Annotated in this window: 14 protein-coding genes and 1 tRNA gene; 8 read left to right on the top strand and 7 right to left on the bottom strand. The window is 66.4% G+C overall.

Translation table 11 applies throughout. The annotated features are described in order from the left end of the window. Positions 1-2: 2 nt before the first annotated feature. Both NV1_RS44935 and NV1_RS15740 read left to right on the top strand, forming a co-directional pair. Positions 3-848, top strand: a complete 846-nt coding sequence (locus tag NV1_RS44935) for a helix-turn-helix domain-containing protein (protein WP_067891550.1) — start codon at positions 3-5, stop codon at positions 846-848. A gap of 486 nt (positions 849-1,334) precedes the next feature. Then, the gene (locus NV1_RS15740; RefSeq protein WP_245713734.1) at positions 1,335-2,648 is read left to right on the top strand and encodes a site-specific integrase; all 1,314 of its coding nucleotides are present in this window, start codon (positions 1,335-1,337) and stop codon (positions 2,646-2,648) included. An 88-nt stretch (positions 2,649-2,736) separates the two neighbouring features. Here the strand turns inward: NV1_RS15740 and NV1_RS15735 are convergent. The 4 genes from NV1_RS15735 to NV1_RS15720 form a co-directional block, all read right to left on the bottom strand. After that, positions 2,737-2,811, bottom strand: a tRNA-Val gene (locus NV1_RS15735). 49 nt (positions 2,812-2,860) lie between these two features. After that, positions 2,861-3,325 (bottom strand): peroxiredoxin, encoded by a 465-nt coding sequence (locus tag NV1_RS15730; protein ID WP_067891990.1) that lies wholly within the window; start codon positions 3,323-3,325, stop codon positions 2,861-2,863. 167 nt (positions 3,326-3,492) lie between these two features. Next, positions 3,493-3,915 carry a DUF3052 domain-containing protein gene (locus NV1_RS15725; protein ID WP_067891988.1) on the bottom strand — a complete coding sequence of 141 codons (423 nt, stop codon included), beginning with the start codon at positions 3,913-3,915 and terminating at the stop codon, positions 3,493-3,495. A gap of 197 nt (positions 3,916-4,112) precedes the next feature. Beyond that, positions 4,113-4,670, bottom strand: a complete 558-nt coding sequence (locus NV1_RS15720) for an Rv2240c family protein (protein WP_067891544.1) — start codon at positions 4,668-4,670, stop codon at positions 4,113-4,115. Positions 4,671-4,930: 260 nt separating this feature from the next. On the opposite strand from NV1_RS15720, the gene aceE reads away from it, so the two are divergent. The 6 genes from aceE (at position 4,931) to NV1_RS15690 (ending at position 13,792) form a co-directional block, all read left to right on the top strand. Then, positions 4,931-7,789: a pyruvate dehydrogenase (acetyl-transferring), homodimeric type gene (gene aceE / locus NV1_RS15715; protein WP_157117016.1), complete on the top strand. Its 2,859-nt coding sequence runs from the start codon at positions 4,931-4,933 to the stop codon at positions 7,787-7,789. A gap of 393 nt (positions 7,790-8,182) precedes the next feature. Then, positions 8,183-9,481: a PucR family transcriptional regulator gene (locus NV1_RS15710; RefSeq protein WP_084525432.1), complete on the top strand. Its 1,299-nt coding sequence runs from the start codon at positions 8,183-8,185 to the stop codon at positions 9,479-9,481. A 127-nt stretch (positions 9,482-9,608) separates the two neighbouring features. Then, a complete protein-coding gene (locus NV1_RS15705; RefSeq protein ID WP_084525394.1) occupies positions 9,609-10,523 on the top strand; it encodes an ACP S-malonyltransferase in 915 nt (304 codons plus the stop codon). A gap of 117 nt (positions 10,524-10,640) precedes the next feature. Then, positions 10,641-10,946, top strand: coding sequence for a meromycolate extension acyl carrier protein AcpM (acpM, locus tag NV1_RS15700; RefSeq protein ID WP_067891531.1), 306 nt, complete (start codon positions 10,641-10,643; stop codon positions 10,944-10,946). A gap of 10 nt (positions 10,947-10,956) precedes the next feature. After that, positions 10,957-12,207: a KasA/KasB family beta-ketoacyl-ACP synthase gene (locus tag NV1_RS15695; RefSeq protein ID WP_067891528.1), complete on the top strand. Its 1,251-nt coding sequence runs from the start codon at positions 10,957-10,959 to the stop codon at positions 12,205-12,207. Positions 12,208-12,361: 154 nt separating this feature from the next. Next, positions 12,362-13,792: an acyl-CoA carboxylase subunit beta gene (locus tag NV1_RS15690; protein WP_067891526.1), complete on the top strand. Its 1,431-nt coding sequence runs from the start codon at positions 12,362-12,364 to the stop codon at positions 13,790-13,792. Between the two features lie 30 nt (positions 13,793-13,822). On the opposite strand, the gene NV1_RS15685 is transcribed toward NV1_RS15690, so the two are convergent. The 3 genes from NV1_RS15685 to NV1_RS15675 all read right to left on the bottom strand — a co-directional run bounded on the left by NV1_RS15685 (position 13,823) and on the right by NV1_RS15675 (position 16,399). After that, the gene (locus NV1_RS15685; protein ID WP_067891524.1) at positions 13,823-14,836 is read right to left on the bottom strand and encodes a GAF domain-containing protein; all 1,014 of its coding nucleotides are present in this window, start codon (positions 14,834-14,836) and stop codon (positions 13,823-13,825) included. A 101-nt stretch (positions 14,837-14,937) separates the two neighbouring features. Then, a complete protein-coding gene (locus tag NV1_RS15680; RefSeq protein WP_067891985.1) occupies positions 14,938-15,471 on the bottom strand; it encodes a DUF3145 domain-containing protein in 534 nt (177 codons plus the stop codon). Positions 15,472-15,565: 94 nt separating this feature from the next. Continuing rightward, positions 15,566-16,399, bottom strand: a complete 834-nt coding sequence (locus NV1_RS15675; protein ID WP_067891523.1) for a serine hydrolase domain-containing protein — start codon at positions 16,397-16,399, stop codon at positions 15,566-15,568. Positions 16,400-16,472: the final 73 nt, after the last annotated feature.

Below are 16,472 nucleotides of genomic sequence, written 5' to 3'. Positions count from 1 at the left end.
CAATGACGATCATCACCGCAGACGCTCCGTCATCATTCACACCCGATCCGGACCCCGATCCGCCGGATGCAAAGCCGGTGCACACCGATCCGCTTCATGCGCATGGCGATCCGCACTATGCACAACGGCGCGCACTGCGGACGTGGCCGGTCCTTGTGCTGGCCGCACCCGCCTTCGTCGCGATCTGGTCCGGATGGGTCGGCCTGGGCGAAATGACCGGCTTCGGTCCGGTGCGGTTGCTGCCCGGCATCGCTGGTCAGGTCACGATCAACACCGCGATCACACTGCCGGTCGGCGTGGAATGCTATGCCGCCTATGCACTGTACGCATGGCTGTCGGGCCGCATCCGCTCCGTCCGAACCCGCAGATACGCAAGGAATTCCGCCTTCGCGGGGCTGACTCTCGGCGCGGCCGGACAGGTCGGCTACCACCTCATGAACGCCGCCGGAGTCACCACAGCACCCTGGCCGGTAACCATGCTCGTGGCCTGCCTGCCCGTGGCCATCCTCGGCATGGGCGCAGCACTGGGACACCTCGTGCACGCCGACGCGCAACCTGATCCGCACAGTGCACAGCCGTTGCACGCGCCCGATCCGGCGTACGTCGCTGGCATCCGCGAGACGCACACCGATTCGGAGCCAGTGCACAGCCCCGACCGCTGGGTGCAGGTCGCCGCAACCCTATGCGCCGGTGATCCCTCCGGACGGCGTGACCCCACCGCGGTCGCGTCGATCCTGCGCCTTCGTCACGACTACGGCTGGGCACACGCACGAATCGCAACGCACATCGGAATGTCCCCGTCCACCGTCTCCCGCGTCCTGACGGCTGCACGCAACCTCACCGGCTGATCGCTCACCCACCACCAAAGAGGTCGAGAACGTCTACCAACAAGAAAGCACGGGATGGCACGACCTCGAAAACCCGGGCCGACCGAAAAAAGCACGTCAAAAGAACGGCACGGTGACCTACTACTCCGAGATCGGCATGCAGCCAAGCTGAACGGTTCCCGCGACCGTCGGCAGTTCACGTACGCCACGCCGGTACATCCGCCGGGTAGACCCATTCACAGTGCTGCGATGTCAGACGCACGCACAGATGTCGGACACGCGGACACCGGCGCTGATCAATCGCGTCCTCCCTGACAACGTCGCCCGAAACCGCCATACAAGGTTCGGCGACACGCGGCCGACCAATGCCCCGAACACCTCTCGGCCGTTCCTGGCGAATTCCCAACGCACACAAGGAGGTACTTCGACATGCCCAGCAGAGAGCCGACAGCGCCGAGGACCCGCCGTGCCGAACCGATCGACAAGCGCACCGCCAGAAACGGCACCGTGACCTACACCTTCCAAGTCGACATAGGCACCAGGCCCGACGGCACCCGCGACCGCCAACGGTTCACATACCCCACGATGGCCATAGCGCGACGCGAATACCGCAGAATCTCCTCCGAACTGGCAGAAGGCAAATATGTGCGTATCACGCGCGACACTGTCGACGAGGCGTGCGATCTGTGGCTCAAAGGGCGACGCGCAGTCCGAAAGATTACGCTGGAAGGCTACAAGTACGATCTGAAACCTGTTCGGCGTCACCTGGGCGGCAAGCAACTCGCGCAGCTGACGAAGGCCGACGGAGACGGCCTCGTCGAGTGGATGCTCGAGCAAGGGCGCGTCGGCCCACGGCACTATCGCCTCGACTCACTCTCATCTCGCGTAGCCGCGTTCGTCGCCCAGCACCCCGACGGCATCCCTGTGAGGGAAATCAAGACAGAGTTCCCGGACACCGACGTGTACACCCGGCTGTCGGCCCTCCTTCGCGCCGGCAGGGTCGTGCGGCTCCGACGGGGTGTGTACGCGCCACCTGCTGCCCCAGCCACCTTCGAGGACGACACTCGGGGGTTGATGCCGATCACCGTCCGCTCGACACTGACCACCTTCGGGTCCGTCGTTCAGTCCTACGTCGATCAAGGCACATTACCTCGCAACGTAATTGCGCTGGTCGAACGACCACCCGACCTCATCGACCGTGACGACGAGGCAGACAGCAAAGCGGAAACAGCCAAATCTTGGACGGTCGCCGAAGTGGAAGCCTTCCGAGAGTCGGTCCGCGCCGAACGACTCTACGCATGCTGGTTACTGTCCTGCTACGGAATGCGACGCAGCGAAGTCATGGGTTTGCGGTGGAAGTGGATCACCGACTCCGAACTCCGAATACGACGGGGTCGCGTCGCAATCGGCCACGACACCGAGGAGAACCTGCCCAAGACCAAGCGCAGCCGCCGCGACCTCCCGCTCCCCGCCGACGTCAACGACGCGTTACGGGTCCTGAAAACTCGGCAGAAGGCCGAATGCCTTGCGGTGGGCATCCCGTGGTCGGACGACCGTCTCATCGCGGTACACGAAGACAACACCCCGATCCGGCCCGAGTGGTACACCGACCAGTTCCACCGTCTCCGCAAGCGCGCCGGGCTGCGCCGCATCCATTTGAAGGGACTTCGCAACACATCGGTCTCGCTGATGCTGGCACAGAGAATTCCCGTCCACATTGTCGCGGCGTGGCACGGCCACGACCCTGCTGTCTCGCTGCGCATCTACAGTGACGTGCAGCTCGAGGATCTACGCCACGCAGCGACCACCCTCTTCCAGTGACCTCGTAGCACGTCTCAGAGCGTTGGCACATTCTGGGCACACTGAGCCCGTCCGAAGCCGTTGGCAATAGGAAAAATAGGCCCTGACCTGGTGGGCGCAGAGGGGTTCGAACCCCCGACCGCTGGTGTGTAAGACCAGAGCTCTACCGCTGAGCTATACGCCCGGTACTCCGCCTCGGGAGCGGAGTGGGTGGCCTCTGGAGGAGGCGCGGGTTACGAATCTAACGCAGTGAGGGCTTTCTCCCAAGCTGCCTGGTCACGGGGTTCGCCCGGGCCGTTCATTTCCGCGAAGCGGATGATGCCCGTCTTGTCGACCACGAAGGTGCCGCGGTTGGCGAAGCCGGTTTTGTCGTTGAAGACGCCGTAGGTCTGGGCGACGGCGCCGTGCGGCCAGAAGTCGGACAGGAGCGGGAAGGTGTAGCCCTGTTCGGCGGCCCAGATCTTGTGGGTGGGTGGCGGACCGACGGAGACCGCGAGGATTTCGGCGTTGTCGTTCTGGAATTTGGGCAGCTCGTCGCGCACCTTGCACAACTCGCCCTGGCAGACGCCGGTGAAGGCGAGCGGATAGAACACGATCAGAACGTTCTTGTCGCCGCGATAATCGGACAGTCTGACGTCCTGGTTGTTCTGGTCCTTCAGCGTGAAATCCGGTGCGGCCGTACCTACTTCGAGTGGCATGCGCGAATCCTCCTGTCTGTGATGCGTGCCGCGCCGGCACTGCGCGGCACGGGCTCGCTTACTGACCGCGGTGAGCGTCGGCTCCCACACTCGCCGGACCGCCCCGATCCAGTGCGGTTACGCGAGAAGACGACACACGCCCCGGTGAACCCCTGCCGCGCCGCGACTCAGCGCTGCTTGGAGGGCGTCTTCGGCTGGGTGAGCTTGATTCCCGTCCAACCACCCAGACTGACCGGTGTGGTGGAGGTCAGACCCGCGGGGGTCGCCGACTCGGCGATCTCGCTGGGGTCCACATGCCCCTGCTCCCCGGTCTTGGGGCACAGGACCCAGACGAAGCCGTCGTCGGCCAGCGGACCGATCGCATCCATCAGCTCGTCGACCAGGTCTCCATCCCCGTCACGCCACCACAGCAGGACGACATCGACCACCTCGTCGGTGTCGTCGTCCAGCATCTCGGAGCCACTCTCCTCCTCGATGGCTGCCCGCAGCTCGTCGTCGGTGTCCTCGTCCCAGCCCAGTTCCTGAACAACCAGCCCGGGGGAAATGCCGAGCTTCTGAGCATAGTTGTGCGCGTCCGCCGCGGCGACCACGGTGGTGTCCTCCTCAACTCCAGACAATAGTTAGTTGCAAGCGAACATGGTCCAGCGCCACAACGCAAGCCGATCCGACCAAAATCTCGGCGAAATGTCGCGGGACCGTTCGGTGAACACGTCCGGGATCAACGTCTCCCTGTGCCTGGAACCAGGGGCCGCCACTCCCGTGGAATCAGCTGGCCAAGCGCGCCTCCCTACCGGGCCGAACAGGCGTCGCGCGCCACGTTGAGGGCATCGTTCACCCGCTTGCTGGCGTCGTTGAGCGCGCCGACGGGAGCGGTGTAGGTCATCTTCCGCGATTCCGCGGCCAACCCGCGAGCCGCCGTCACGTACGCGGTGAACTTCTGCGCCAGATCGGTCGGCAGGGCGTCACCGGACGTGTTCACCCGTCCCTCGACCGTCTTCGCGGCGTCCTCGAGGGTCTGCGCCGCGGTGTCGCGCTTGGCGTCCTGATCGGGCGCGTTCGCGTCGTGGGCATCGACGAACTCGTTGTACTTGGTGACCGCGACACTGGTCGTGCCCCGGAACGGCGTGCAGTTGTCGCTGATCGCCTTCGCCTGTGCGGCCGCCTTCTGCGAGGAGGTGGCCGCCGCGGAGGACGAGGCCATCTCCGTCCGGTACGCCGACGCCTCCACCTCGTTCGCGGTAGCGGTACCGTGGATGGAGCTGGAGCAGCCGGCTACCACCAATCCCGTGCCGACCGCCACGGTCGCGCACATCAGTCCGAACCCGCGTGGGTCCAGCAGCTTCATCGTCCTCCCCGCTTCTCGACATCGACTGTGTCCAAGGGCACTCAATAGATGCAAATCTTGCCTCGTGCACGGTACTGGATTTCCGGCTGACATGATGACCTGGGACGCATCATCGGCAAGGATGTGAGATGCGCCCCATCCGTTCGCGGCGGATAGCCCGCTTACCAGCGCAAGCTACCCGGTGATCTCGATAACAACAGAGCCATCAGCCTGTCCACCCTGTACGAGGAGCATGGATTTTGACCGACCTGCTGCACCCGATGTCTTCGTCCGGTCCCGCTGCCGACGGCCACGGCGACGCCGAACAGGCGCCCAACCGGCCCGCCGGGGCGCGCGTGCGAGTGATCCGCGAGGGGGTGGCGTCGTACCTACCGGACATCGACCCGGACGAAACCAGTGAATGGCTCGAATCCTTCGACGAGATGCTCGATCGTGAAGGTCCGGGACGTGCCCGCTACCTGATGCTGCGCCTGCTCGAGCGCGCCGGTGAGCGGCATGTCACGATTCCCGCCCTGACCTCGACCGACTATGTCAATACGATCCCCACCGAGAACGAACCCTGGTTCCCGGGCGACGAGGAGGTCGAGCGCCGGTACCGCGCCTGGATCCGCTGGAACGCCGCGGTCATGGTGCACCGCGCCCAGCGGCCGGGAATCGGTGTGGGCGGCCACATTTCGACCTACGCGTCCTCGGCGGCGCTGTACGAGGTCGGCTTCAACCACTTCTTCCGGGGCAAGGATCATCCCGGCGGCGGCGACCAGGTGTTCATGCAGGGGCACGCCTCCCCCGGCATGTACGCCCGCGCGTTCCTGGAGGGCCGGCTGACCACCGACCAACTCGATGGGTTCCGCCAGGAGTACAGCCACGGCGGCCCGGGACACGGCCTGTCCTCGTATCCGCACCCGCGGCTGATGCCGGACTTCTGGGAATTCCCCACGGTGTCCATGGGGTTGGGCCCGATGAACGCCATCTACCAGGCGCGGTTCAACCACTATCTGCACGACCGCGGCATCAAGGACACCTCGGACCAGCACGTCTGGGCGTTCCTGGGCGACGGCGAGATGGACGAGCCGGAGTCGCGCGGCCTGATCCAGGTCGCCGCGAACGAGGGCCTGGACAACCTCACCTTCGTCATCAACTGCAACCTGCAGCGCCTGGACGGCCCGGTGCGCGGTAACGGCAAGATCATCCAGGAGCTGGAGTCGTTCTTCCGCGGCGCGGGCTGGAACGTCATCAAGGTCATCTGGGGCCGGGAGTGGGACGCGCTGCTGGGCGCGGACCGCGACGGCGCGCTGGTGAACCTGATGAACTCCACCCCCGACGGCGACTACCAGACCTACAAGGCCAACGACGGCGCCTATGTGCGCGAGCACTTCTTCGGCCGCGACCCGCGCACCAAGGAATTGGTGAAAGGGCTGACCGATCAGGAGATCTGGAACCTCAAGCGCGGCGGCCACGACTACCGCAAGATCTACGCGGCGTACGCGGCGGCGCTGGCACATCAGGGTAAGCCGACGGTGATCCTGGCCAAGACCATCAAGGGTTACGGCCTGGGCAAGCACTTCGAGGCGCGCAACGCCACCCACCAGATGAAGAAGATGACGCTGGACGACCTCAAGGCGTTCCGCGACGTGCAGCGCATCCCGATCACCGATGCCCAGCTCGAAGAGAACCCCTACCTGCCGCCGTACTACCACCCCGGCATGGAGTCCCCGGAGATCCAGTACCTGCTGGGCCGCCGCAAGGCGCTCGGCGGTTATCTGCCCGAACGACGCACTGCGGCAAAGCCTCTGCAACTTCCCGGCGACGAGCCGTACCGCGGCGTGCGCAAGGGTTCGGGCAAGCAGAGCGTCGCCACCACGATGGCGTTCGTGCGGCTGATGAAGGAGCTGTTGCGGGACAAGAACATCGGCGATCGCATCGTTCCGATCATCCCCGACGAGGCCCGCACCTTCGGGATGGACTCGTGGTTCCCTTCGTTGAAGATCTACAACCGCAACGGCCAGTTGTACACATCGGTCGACGCGGAGTTGATGCTTGCCTACAAGGAGAGCAACATCGGGCAGATCCTGCACGAAGGCATCAACGAGGCCGGATCGACCGCGTCGTTCACCGCGGTGGGCACTTCGTACGCCACCCACGGCGAGCCGATGATCCCGCTGTACATCTTCTACTCGATGTTCGGCTTCCAGCGCACCGGTGACGGCCTGTGGGCGGCGGCCGATCAACTCGCCCGCGGCTTCGTGCTCGGAGCTACCGCCGGGCGAACCACGCTGACCGGTGAAGGCCTGCAGCACAACGACGGTCACTCGCTACTGCTCGCCTCGACCAATCCGGCGGCGGTCGCCTACGACCCGGCGTTCGCGTTCGAGATCGCGCACATCGTGCGCGACGGCATGCGCAGGATGTACGGCGGCGGCACCACCGCGCCCGACCCCGCCGCGGTGCCGGGCACACATCCGCACAAGCACGAGGATGCCTTCGGCGGGGAGAACGTCTTCTACTACATCACCCTGTACAACGAGCCCTACCCCCAGCCGCCCGAGCCGGACGGCATCGATATCGACGGTTTGCTCAAGGGTCTCTATTTGTACAAGCGCGGCGGCGAGGGTTCGGTGCGAGCGCAGATCCTGGTCTCGGGCGTGACGGTGCCCGACGGCCTGCGTGCGCAGGAATTGCTGGCCGAATGGGGTGTGCAGGCCGATGTGTGGTCGGTGACCTCGTGGAGTGAGCTGCGTCGCGAGGCGCTCGCCAAAGAGATTGCCGCACTGCGCAATCCGGGTATCGAGGTGGAGGCGCCCTATATCACCCAGGCGTTGTCGCAGGCACAGGGACCGTTCATCGCGGCGTCGGACTGGATGCGCGCGGTGCAGGATCAGATCCGCAAGTGGGTTCCGGGCGACTACACGACCCTCGGCACGGACGGTTTCGGATTCTCCGACACCCGTCCGGCAGCACGCCGCGTGTTCAACGTCGACGCCCAGTCCATCGCGGTCGCCGCACTGTCCGCACTGGCCCGCACCGGTGCGATCGACGCGTCGAAGGTGACCGAGGCCGCGGCCCGCTACCGCATCGACGACGTAGACTCCGCCGAGCAGTCCACGACCAGCGAGGACTGAATTCTTGGCCTCCGCTCCTCCGGGAGCCCCGCCCGAAGGGTGAAATGACTCCCCAACTGACCACCTCCGGCGTACGCAGCGGCAATGCGGCTCCGTACGCCGGAGCAGTCAGGCAGAACACGCCGACACCACAGTCCTCGACGGCACTCGTCGCTGTGCACCCGGAAGGTGCGGGAACTCGCACCCCCACCATCGCCCGCACATCCAACGGCGAAGCGTCTCCGTACACCGGAACCGACAGGCAAAATGGGTCAACCCCAAAGGTTTTCGGCGCGGCTCGTCGGGCGCCGAAAACCCGCCGCAGCGAAGCGGAGACAGAAATTGCAGTGAACCCGCCGGAGCGGAGCGGAGGCAAAAAATACCGTGGATCGTAAACCGCCGAGGCCGCGTCGGATATCCGAGTCCGACACCTCGCACGAGGTATACCTGCCGACCGGGGCGCTGTCCCCCAATCGGCAGACCCGCGATCCGTTGCCGGACACGCTGCTCAAGCGCGTCAAGCAGTTCTCCGGGCGGTTGTCCACCGAGGCGGTCGCCTCGATGGAGGATCGGCTGCCGTTCTTCGGCAGCCTGGATGCCGCCCAGCGCGCGGGCGTGCAGATGCTCGTGCAGACCGCGGTGGTGAACTTCCTGGAATGGCTGCAGGACCCCGAAAGCGATATCCGCTTCAGCCTGGACGCCTTCCAGGTCATCCCGCAGGATCTGGCGCGTCGGCTGACGCTGCGCCAGACCGTGGACATGGTCCGAGTGGCCATGGAGTTCTTCGAACAGTGGCTGCCCGCGCTGGCCCGCAACGACCGGCAGCTGGTGGCCCTGACCGAGGCGGTGCTGCGCTACGGCCGGGAACTGGGTTTCGCCGCGGCCTCGGTGTACGCCAGCGCCGCCGAATCCCGCGGCGCCTGGGACACCCGGCTCGAGGCCCTGGTCGTCGACGCCGTGGTGCGCGGAGATACCGGACCCGAAATGCTTTCCCGCGCGGCCACACTCAACTGGGACGCCACCGCACCGGCGACGGTTCTGGTCGGCACGCCGCCGAAAGATCAGGTGGCCGTGGTGGGTTCGGTGCACACCACCGCGGCCCGGCACGGTCGCGCGGCCCTGGCGGTCGTGCAGGGTTCGCGGCTGGTGATGGTGGTCAGCGGCCAACTCGGCGATACCTCCTACCCGTCCCCCTTCCTGACCGATCTGCTCGCCGAGGCGTTCTCCGAAGGCCCCGTGGTGATCGGCCCGACGACTCGGACGCTGTCCGCGGCGCATGCCAGCGCGGTGGAGGCGATGGCCGGAATGGAGGCCGTGGTCGGCTGGCGGGGCGCCCCGCGGCCGGTGCACGCCTCGGAACTACTACCCGAACGGGCCCTGCTCGGAGATCGCGCTGCGGTCGAGGCTCTGAACGAGTATCTTGTGCTACCGTTGGCCGCCGCCGGGTCGGCTCTGTCGGACACCCTCGACGCCTACCTGGATTGCGGGGGAGCCGTCGAGACGTGCGCCCGTCAGCTGTTCGTTCATCCAAATACGGTCCGTTATCGCCTCAAGCGTATCGGCGAGGTCACGGGCCGGGATCCGATGAATCCGCGTGATGCGTACGTGCTCCGGATCGCCGCGACCATAGGTCGTCTGACACGAACTCGTAACGAATCGCCTACTTCTGCCTCAGAGGACCCTTTCGGCGCAGTTCACGAAGAGCGGCTGTAACGCCGTACACGAGTTCCTCGATGCCGGTGGCCGACTAGCCGTTTTGTGGAGTCCACACAAAAGCAGTCCGCAAACATCATTCGCGTCGACATCTCCACAACGCCCGAAAACGGTGTTGTCTAGACATGTGATCGCGTTGTTCGCCCCAGGACAGGGCTCTCAGACACCAGGCATGCTCGCGCCTTGGCTCGACCTCCCCGGCGCGCGTGACCATCTCGAACTCTGGTCCAAGGCCGCAGGCCTGGACCTCGTGCGGCTGGGCACCACCGCGACGGCGGAGGAGATCACCGATACGGCGGTCACCCAGCCACTGGTGGTCGCCGCCGCGCTGCTCGCCTACGCGGAGATACCGCAGAATGTGCTGCCGCCCGCTACGATCGTCGCCGGACACTCGGTCGGCGAGCTCGCCGCCGCCGCCGTCGCCGGCGTCATCTCCTCCGATGACGCGGTGATGCTCGCCGCGATCCGCGGTGCGGAGATGGCCAAGGCGTGCGCGCTGGAGCCGACCGGTATGTCCGCCGTACTCGGTGGCGACGAGGCCACCGTGCTCGCCCGGCTCGCGGAACTGGAGCTCGTTCCGGCCAATCGCAATGCGGTGGGTCAGATCGTGGCCGCGGGCCGGCTCGATGCGCTTGCCGAACTGGCGGCGAACCCGCCGGAGAAGGCACGCGTGCGTGCACTGCCCGTCGCCGGGGCGTTCCACACCGCGTTCATGGCTCCCGCCCAGGACGCCGTGGCGAATGCCATCGCACAGATTTCCCCCGGCGAACCGACCCGGACCCTGCTGTCGAATTTCGACGGCAAGCCGGTCACCTCGGGCAAGGACGCCATCGAAAAGCTCGCGGCACAGGTGACCCGGCCCGTCCGGTGGGACCTGTGCACCGAAACCGTTCGCGCGGCAGGGGTTTCCGGCGTGGCTGAATTGCCCCCGGCGGGAACCCTGGTCGGCATCGCCAAACGGGAGCTCAAGGGCACCCCGAACCTGGCGTTGAAGACCCCCGAGAACATCCCCGCGTTGTCCGACCTGTCGGCAACCGGCTAGCTTTTCTGCGGCTTGCAGTGATGCAACCGCAACCGAGTGGATCGAAACATTTGCCCACCCGGTCCCGAAAAAGTGAACAGACCCCATCGAAGAGAAGAACAAGAAGGGAGCCACGCAGTGGCCGCTCTGACCCAGGAACAGATCGTCGAAGAGCTCGGCAAGATCATCGAAGAGGTGACCGGTATCGAGCCCTCCGAGGTGACCATCGAGAAGTCCTTCGTCGACGACCTGGACATCGACTCGCTGTCGATGGTCGAGATCGCCGTGCAGACGGAGGACAAGTACGGCGTCAAGATCCCCGATGAGGATCTGGCCAGCTTGAAGACCGTCGGCGACGCCGTGGCGTACATCCAGAAGCTCGAGGCGGAGAACTCCGAGGCCGCTGCCGAGCTGAAGGCCAAGTTCGGCGCGGACTCCGAGTAGGACCGATACCGTGACCACTCCTTCCACTCTGAACGGGAACTTCCCCAACGTCGTCGTAACAAGCCTGGCGGCGACCACGTCGATCGCGGGTGACGTCGATGCGACGTGGAAGGGACTCCTCAACGGCGAGAGCGGCATCGACGTTCTCGAGGATTCCTTCGTCGAGGAATACGACCTTCCGGTCCGCATCGGCGGTCATCTGAAGGTTCGGCCCGAGACCCTGCTCACCCGGGTCGAGTGCCGGCGCATGGCGTACGTCGAGCAGCTCGCGACCGTTCTCGGCCGCGAGGTGTGGAAGAACGCCGGTACTCCGGAGGTCGATCCGGAGCGCCTGGGCGTCGCCATCGGCACCGGACTCGGCGGCGGCGACGCACTGATCGATTCGGTCGACAAGCTCAAGAACGGTGGCTATCGCAAGATTTCGCCGCTGGCGGTGCAGATGGTCATGCCGAACGGGCCGTCCGCCGTCGTGGGCCTGGAGTTGAAGGCCAGGGCGGGAGTGGTCACTCCGGTCTCGGCGTGCTCATCTGGATCGGAGGCCATCGCGAATGCGTGGCGGATGATCGTCATGGGCGACGCCGACATGGTTGTCACCGGTGGTGTCGAGGGTTATATCGACGCCGTGCCGATCGCGGCATTCTCCATGATGCGCGCGATGAGCACCCGCAACGACGACCCGAAGGCGGCCTCGCGTCCGTTCGACTCCGCGCGCGACGGTTTCGTCTTCGGTGAAGCCGGTGCGCTCATGGTCATCGAGACCGAGGAGCACGCCAAGGCGCGTGGAGCAACGATCCACGCACGGCTGATGGGCGCCGGAATCACTTCCGACGGTTTCCATCTGGTCGCCCCCGCCCCGGACGGGCAGGGCGCGGCACGCGCGATGACACGGGCGATGCAGACCGCTGGTCTGACCAAGAAGGACATCACCCACGTCAACGCGCACGCGACCGCGACGCCGATCGGCGATACCGCCGAGGCGAACGCGATCAACCTGGCCGTGGGCAGCCATGCCTCGGTCTACGCGCCCAAGTCCGCCCTGGGCCACTCGATCGGCGCGGTCGGCGCCCTCGAGTCGGTGCTCACGGTGCTCAGCATCCGCGACGGCATCGTGCCGCCGACGCTGAACCTCGAGAACCAGGATCCGGAGATCGATCTCGATGTCGTGCACGGCGAGGCTCGCCGTCAGGAAATCGAATACGCGATCAACAACTCGTTCGGCTTCGGCGGCCACAACGTGGCGCTGGCTTTCGGCCGGTACTGAGTTTCACCGGTCAACTCCAGAACGAAATCCCCGCGCGGCCCTTCGGCTCGGTCGATCCCACCGAAGGGCCGCGCGTGGTTTTTCTCCGCAACAGCCGATCAGCTCCACTCACAGCCGCGTCAGCGACTCACCATCATCTCGAGGAGAGAACGCGATGACCATCATGGCTCCCGCTCATGCGGATGCCGCCACCGATCCCCGGGATCCGCTGGGCCGGTTGCAGCGATTCTTCGATCCCGGCACGGTGCTGCCGCTGCACCCCCGCGACAAGTCCGGTGTACTGGCCGCTATCGGCGAGGTCGACGGTGTGCGCACCGTCGCATACTGCTCGGACGCCACGGTCATGGGCGGCGCGATGGGCATCGAAGGATGTAAGCACATCGTCGACGCGATCGACACCGCCATCGAGTCCCGGCTGCCCGTCGTGGGCATCTGGCATTCCGGTGGCGCCCGGCTGGCCGAGGGCGTGGAGGCCCTGCACGCGGTCGGTCTGGTCTTCGAGGCCATGGTCCGCGCGTCCGGCCTGGTCCCCCAGATTTCGGTGGTGCTCGGCTTCGCGGCCGGTGGCGCCGCCTACGGTCCGGCGCTGACCGACGTGGTCATCATGGCCCCCGAGGGCCGGGTCTTCGTGACCGGCCCGGACGTCGTGCGCAGTGTGACCGGCGAGAACGTCGATATGGCCACGCTCGGCGGCCCGGATACGCACTACAAGAAGTCCGGTGTGTGCCACATCGTCGCCACCGACGAATCCGATGCCATGCACCGCGGTCGCCGCCTGGTCTCGATGTTCGCCGAGCAGGGCGCGTTCGACATGGTCGCCGCCGAGCACGGCGATGTCGACCTGAAGGCGATGATGCCCGAATCGGCCAAGCGCGCCTACGACGTCAAACCGATCGTGCACGAGCTGCTGGACAACATCAACGGCGAGTCGACGTTCGAGGAGTTCCAGGGCGGTTACGCCCGCAGCATGGTCACCGGCCTGGGCCGTCTGGCCGGGCGCACCGTCGGCGTACTGGCCAACAATCCGCTGCGCCTGGGCGGCTGCCTGGATTCGCAGAGCGCGGAGAAGGCGGCGCGGTTCGTGCGCCTGTGCAACTCGTTCGGCATCCCGCTCATCGTCATCACCGACGTGCCCGGCTATCTGCCCGGTGTCGGCATGGAATGGGAGGGCGTGGTGCGCCGCGGCGCGAAGCTGCTGCACGCCTTCGCCGAGGCTCGCGTTCCGCGCGTGACGCTGGTGACCCGAAAGATCTACGGCGGGGCGTACATCGCGATGAACGCGCGCTCGCTCGGCGCCACCGCGGTATTCGCCTGGCCGGGTTCGGAAGTCGCGGTCATGGGCGCCAAGGCCGCCGTCGGCATCCTGCACAAGAAGGCCATCGCCGCCGCGCCCGAGGAAGAGCGTGAGGCGCTGATCGAGCGGCTGACCGTCGAGCACGAGCAGATCGCGGGTGGTCTGGGCCGGGCGATGTCGATCGGCGTGGTCGACGAGGTCATCGATCCGGCCAAGACCCGCTCCACCATCGCCGCCGCGCTGGCCGCCGCGCCGGCCCGGCCGAGTCACCTCAAGAACATCCCGCTGTAGTCCGCCGCCGGCGGGCCGGTTCGCCGCGTTTCAGGGCTCGGTCGGGTCGGGTTCATCGGAGTATCCGGTGACGGTGAGTTCGATGAGCAACAGCATCGGCGAGTCCGACGTGGGAACCAGGGTGCCGACGGCATCGACCACGGTCCAGCCGCCGCCGGTGCGGCGAAGTCGGATTCCGCTCAGACGACCGCCCGTCTCGTGCGCTCGGACGGCTCGGCCGACCTCGGCGAGGATGCGGGTCACGTCGTCGGGATGTGGGGTGTCGCGGTCGTCGACCACACCCTTCCACTGGATGTCCGGCACCGGATCGGTGACCCAGCGGATCAACCGGACCTTCTCCACGTCGGCGAGTACCAGGTGCGAGCGGCCCGGGCGCTGACGTCCGAGCGCGGCGAGGGCCGCGGTGTCCACCGATGCCGGTTCGGGCGCGAGGAATTCGGTGACGTCGTGCAACAGTCCGCGCCATCGCGCGAGACCGGTTCCCGAACCGTTGCGCAGCGCCATGTGGTAGCGGCGCGGGGTGCCGCCCACACAGGCGCTGACATCGCCTGCCCAGCGCATCCGTTCGCGCGGGCCGAGCGTCTGCAGGATCAATTCCATCGAACCGTCACACCGCCGCACGTGCCGGAACGCCTCGGGGACCGTCCAGTGCGATCTCGACTCCGGCAGATCCCACCCGAAAGGGTTGTGCACCAGGTGGATCGATCGATGTTGTGATGAATAATCGAATGCGACAACGGAATACGGAGCGGGGAGCTTCGAACCCGCTGCGGCACAGCGCACCTGCACCGCGTAGACACGTCCATCCGGCCCGAATACGGGTGAGGCGCACACCGTCTCGCCCTCCCGCGCCCCGCCCGGACGGCGCGGCGTCCACACCTCGACGGTCTCCCCGCGACGCCATACCGGTTCGATCATGCGCTGCGCCGCGGGCCGCAGCACCCGCGCCGCGGATCGCCAGCGCGTGAGACGCTCGTCGACCGCGAGCACGGTCCAGTCCTCGGCGTCCCCCAGTGTTTCGATCAGTACCCGGCCGCTGTCCACTCCGCCCCTCCTCCTCGGTGCCGGAAATCGACTCTGCCACATGCCTGACCGGCCTCCCCGACAGCGTCGGCGGTCCGCGATCCACCAGGCGCGGCGAGAGGTCAGCCGACGTCGCGGCGCAGCCAGGTGACCTCCGCGCCCTCACTGCCGCTGCGGAACGGTTCCAGATCGTCGTCCCAAGCGGTGCCGAGAGCCCGATCCATCTCGGCGGCGATCTCGGCGGAGTTGTACCGGCCTCGTTCGCGCGCCAGGCGCACGATCTCGCGCAACCGCATCTCCCCGACCATCACATCGCCGTTGGCGCTCATCGCGCCGCACCACAGGCCCAGGCCGGGGACGAAACTGTAGCGTTCGCCGTCGACACCCTCACTGGGATCCTCGGTGACTTCGAAACGCAGAACCGGCCAGGCCCGCAACGCATTGGCAATTTTCGATCCGGTGCCGACCGGGCCCGCCCACTCGGTGGTTGCGCGCAGTTGTCCCGAGGCGGCGGGTTGCGCCGTCCACCGCAATTGCGCGGGCGATTTCAGGGTCGAGGAGAGCGTCCATTCGATGTGCGGGCACAGCGCGGCCGGCGACGCGTGGATGTACACCACTCCAGACGTCGCGTCCGCGAACTGACTCGTTCCGCGCACCAGTGCACCTCCAGCCTCGACCTGGAACGTCTTCCCCAACGATCGGTCGAGCTGGCGTTGCCCGAGTGTACTGGAGTGTCCGGAGTTACGTGTGTTACTTCGCCGACGTGTCGCTATCGGCCGCGAACTCGGCGAGTACCGAGTCGCTCAGCGACGGCCAGGCCGCGCGAGCCCAGTCGCCGAAATTCTCGTCGCTCAGTGCCACACACGCCACTCCTAGTGCGGGATCCACCCACAGGAAGGTGCCGGATTGCCCGAAATGGCCGTAGGTGCGCGGTGAATTCGCACTTCCGGTCCAATGGGGAGTCTTGTGGTCGCGGATCTCGAATCCCAGACCCCAATCGTTGGGGCGCTGCGAACCGTAGCCGGGAAGTACTCCGTCGCATCCCGGAAATTGCACGGTGATGGCCTCACCGAGAGTTTCCGGAGACAGCAAACTCGGACTGAGCAACTCACCGGCAAAAATCAGTAGGTCGGCGGCCGTCGACCGGGCGCCGTGCCCCGCGGGGCCGTCCAGGACCGAGGATTTCATCCCGAGCGGCTCGAATACCGCCTCGTACAGATAATCCTCGAAGGCGATCCCGGTCTGGTCGGCCACGAAGCGCGCCAGCACCTCGAATCCGGAACTCGAGTAGATCCGCCGCGTCCCCGGCTCGGCCATGATCACCGTGGTGTCGAAGGCCAGCCCCGAGGTGTGCGCCAGCAGATGCCGCACCGTCGACCCCGGCGGCCCCGCCGGTTGGTCCAACTCGACCGCCCCCTCCTCCACCGCGACCAGAACCGCGTAGGCGACAAGCGGTTTCGTCACCGAGGCCAATGCGAACTCGCGATCGGCGTCCCCCTCGGTCGTCACCGCTCCCGCGGCGGTCGCCACCCCCGCGGCCGCATGCCGGACCGGCCATTCCCGAATCTGCTCCAACGCTCGCACGCTAGAGAGCTTAGAACTCCCACTTCTCCCGCCGCACCGCGACTCTCGCGCGCCGCGAAACCAGTTCCGGCGC

Source organism: Nocardia vaccinii NBRC 15922 (genome assembly GCF_001613305.1).
Taxonomy (GTDB): domain Bacteria; phylum Actinomycetota; class Actinomycetes; order Mycobacteriales; family Mycobacteriaceae; genus Nocardia; species Nocardia vaccinii.
The sequence above is the reverse complement of the archived record's forward strand: the minus strand, read 5'-3'. Positions and strand labels throughout refer to the sequence as shown.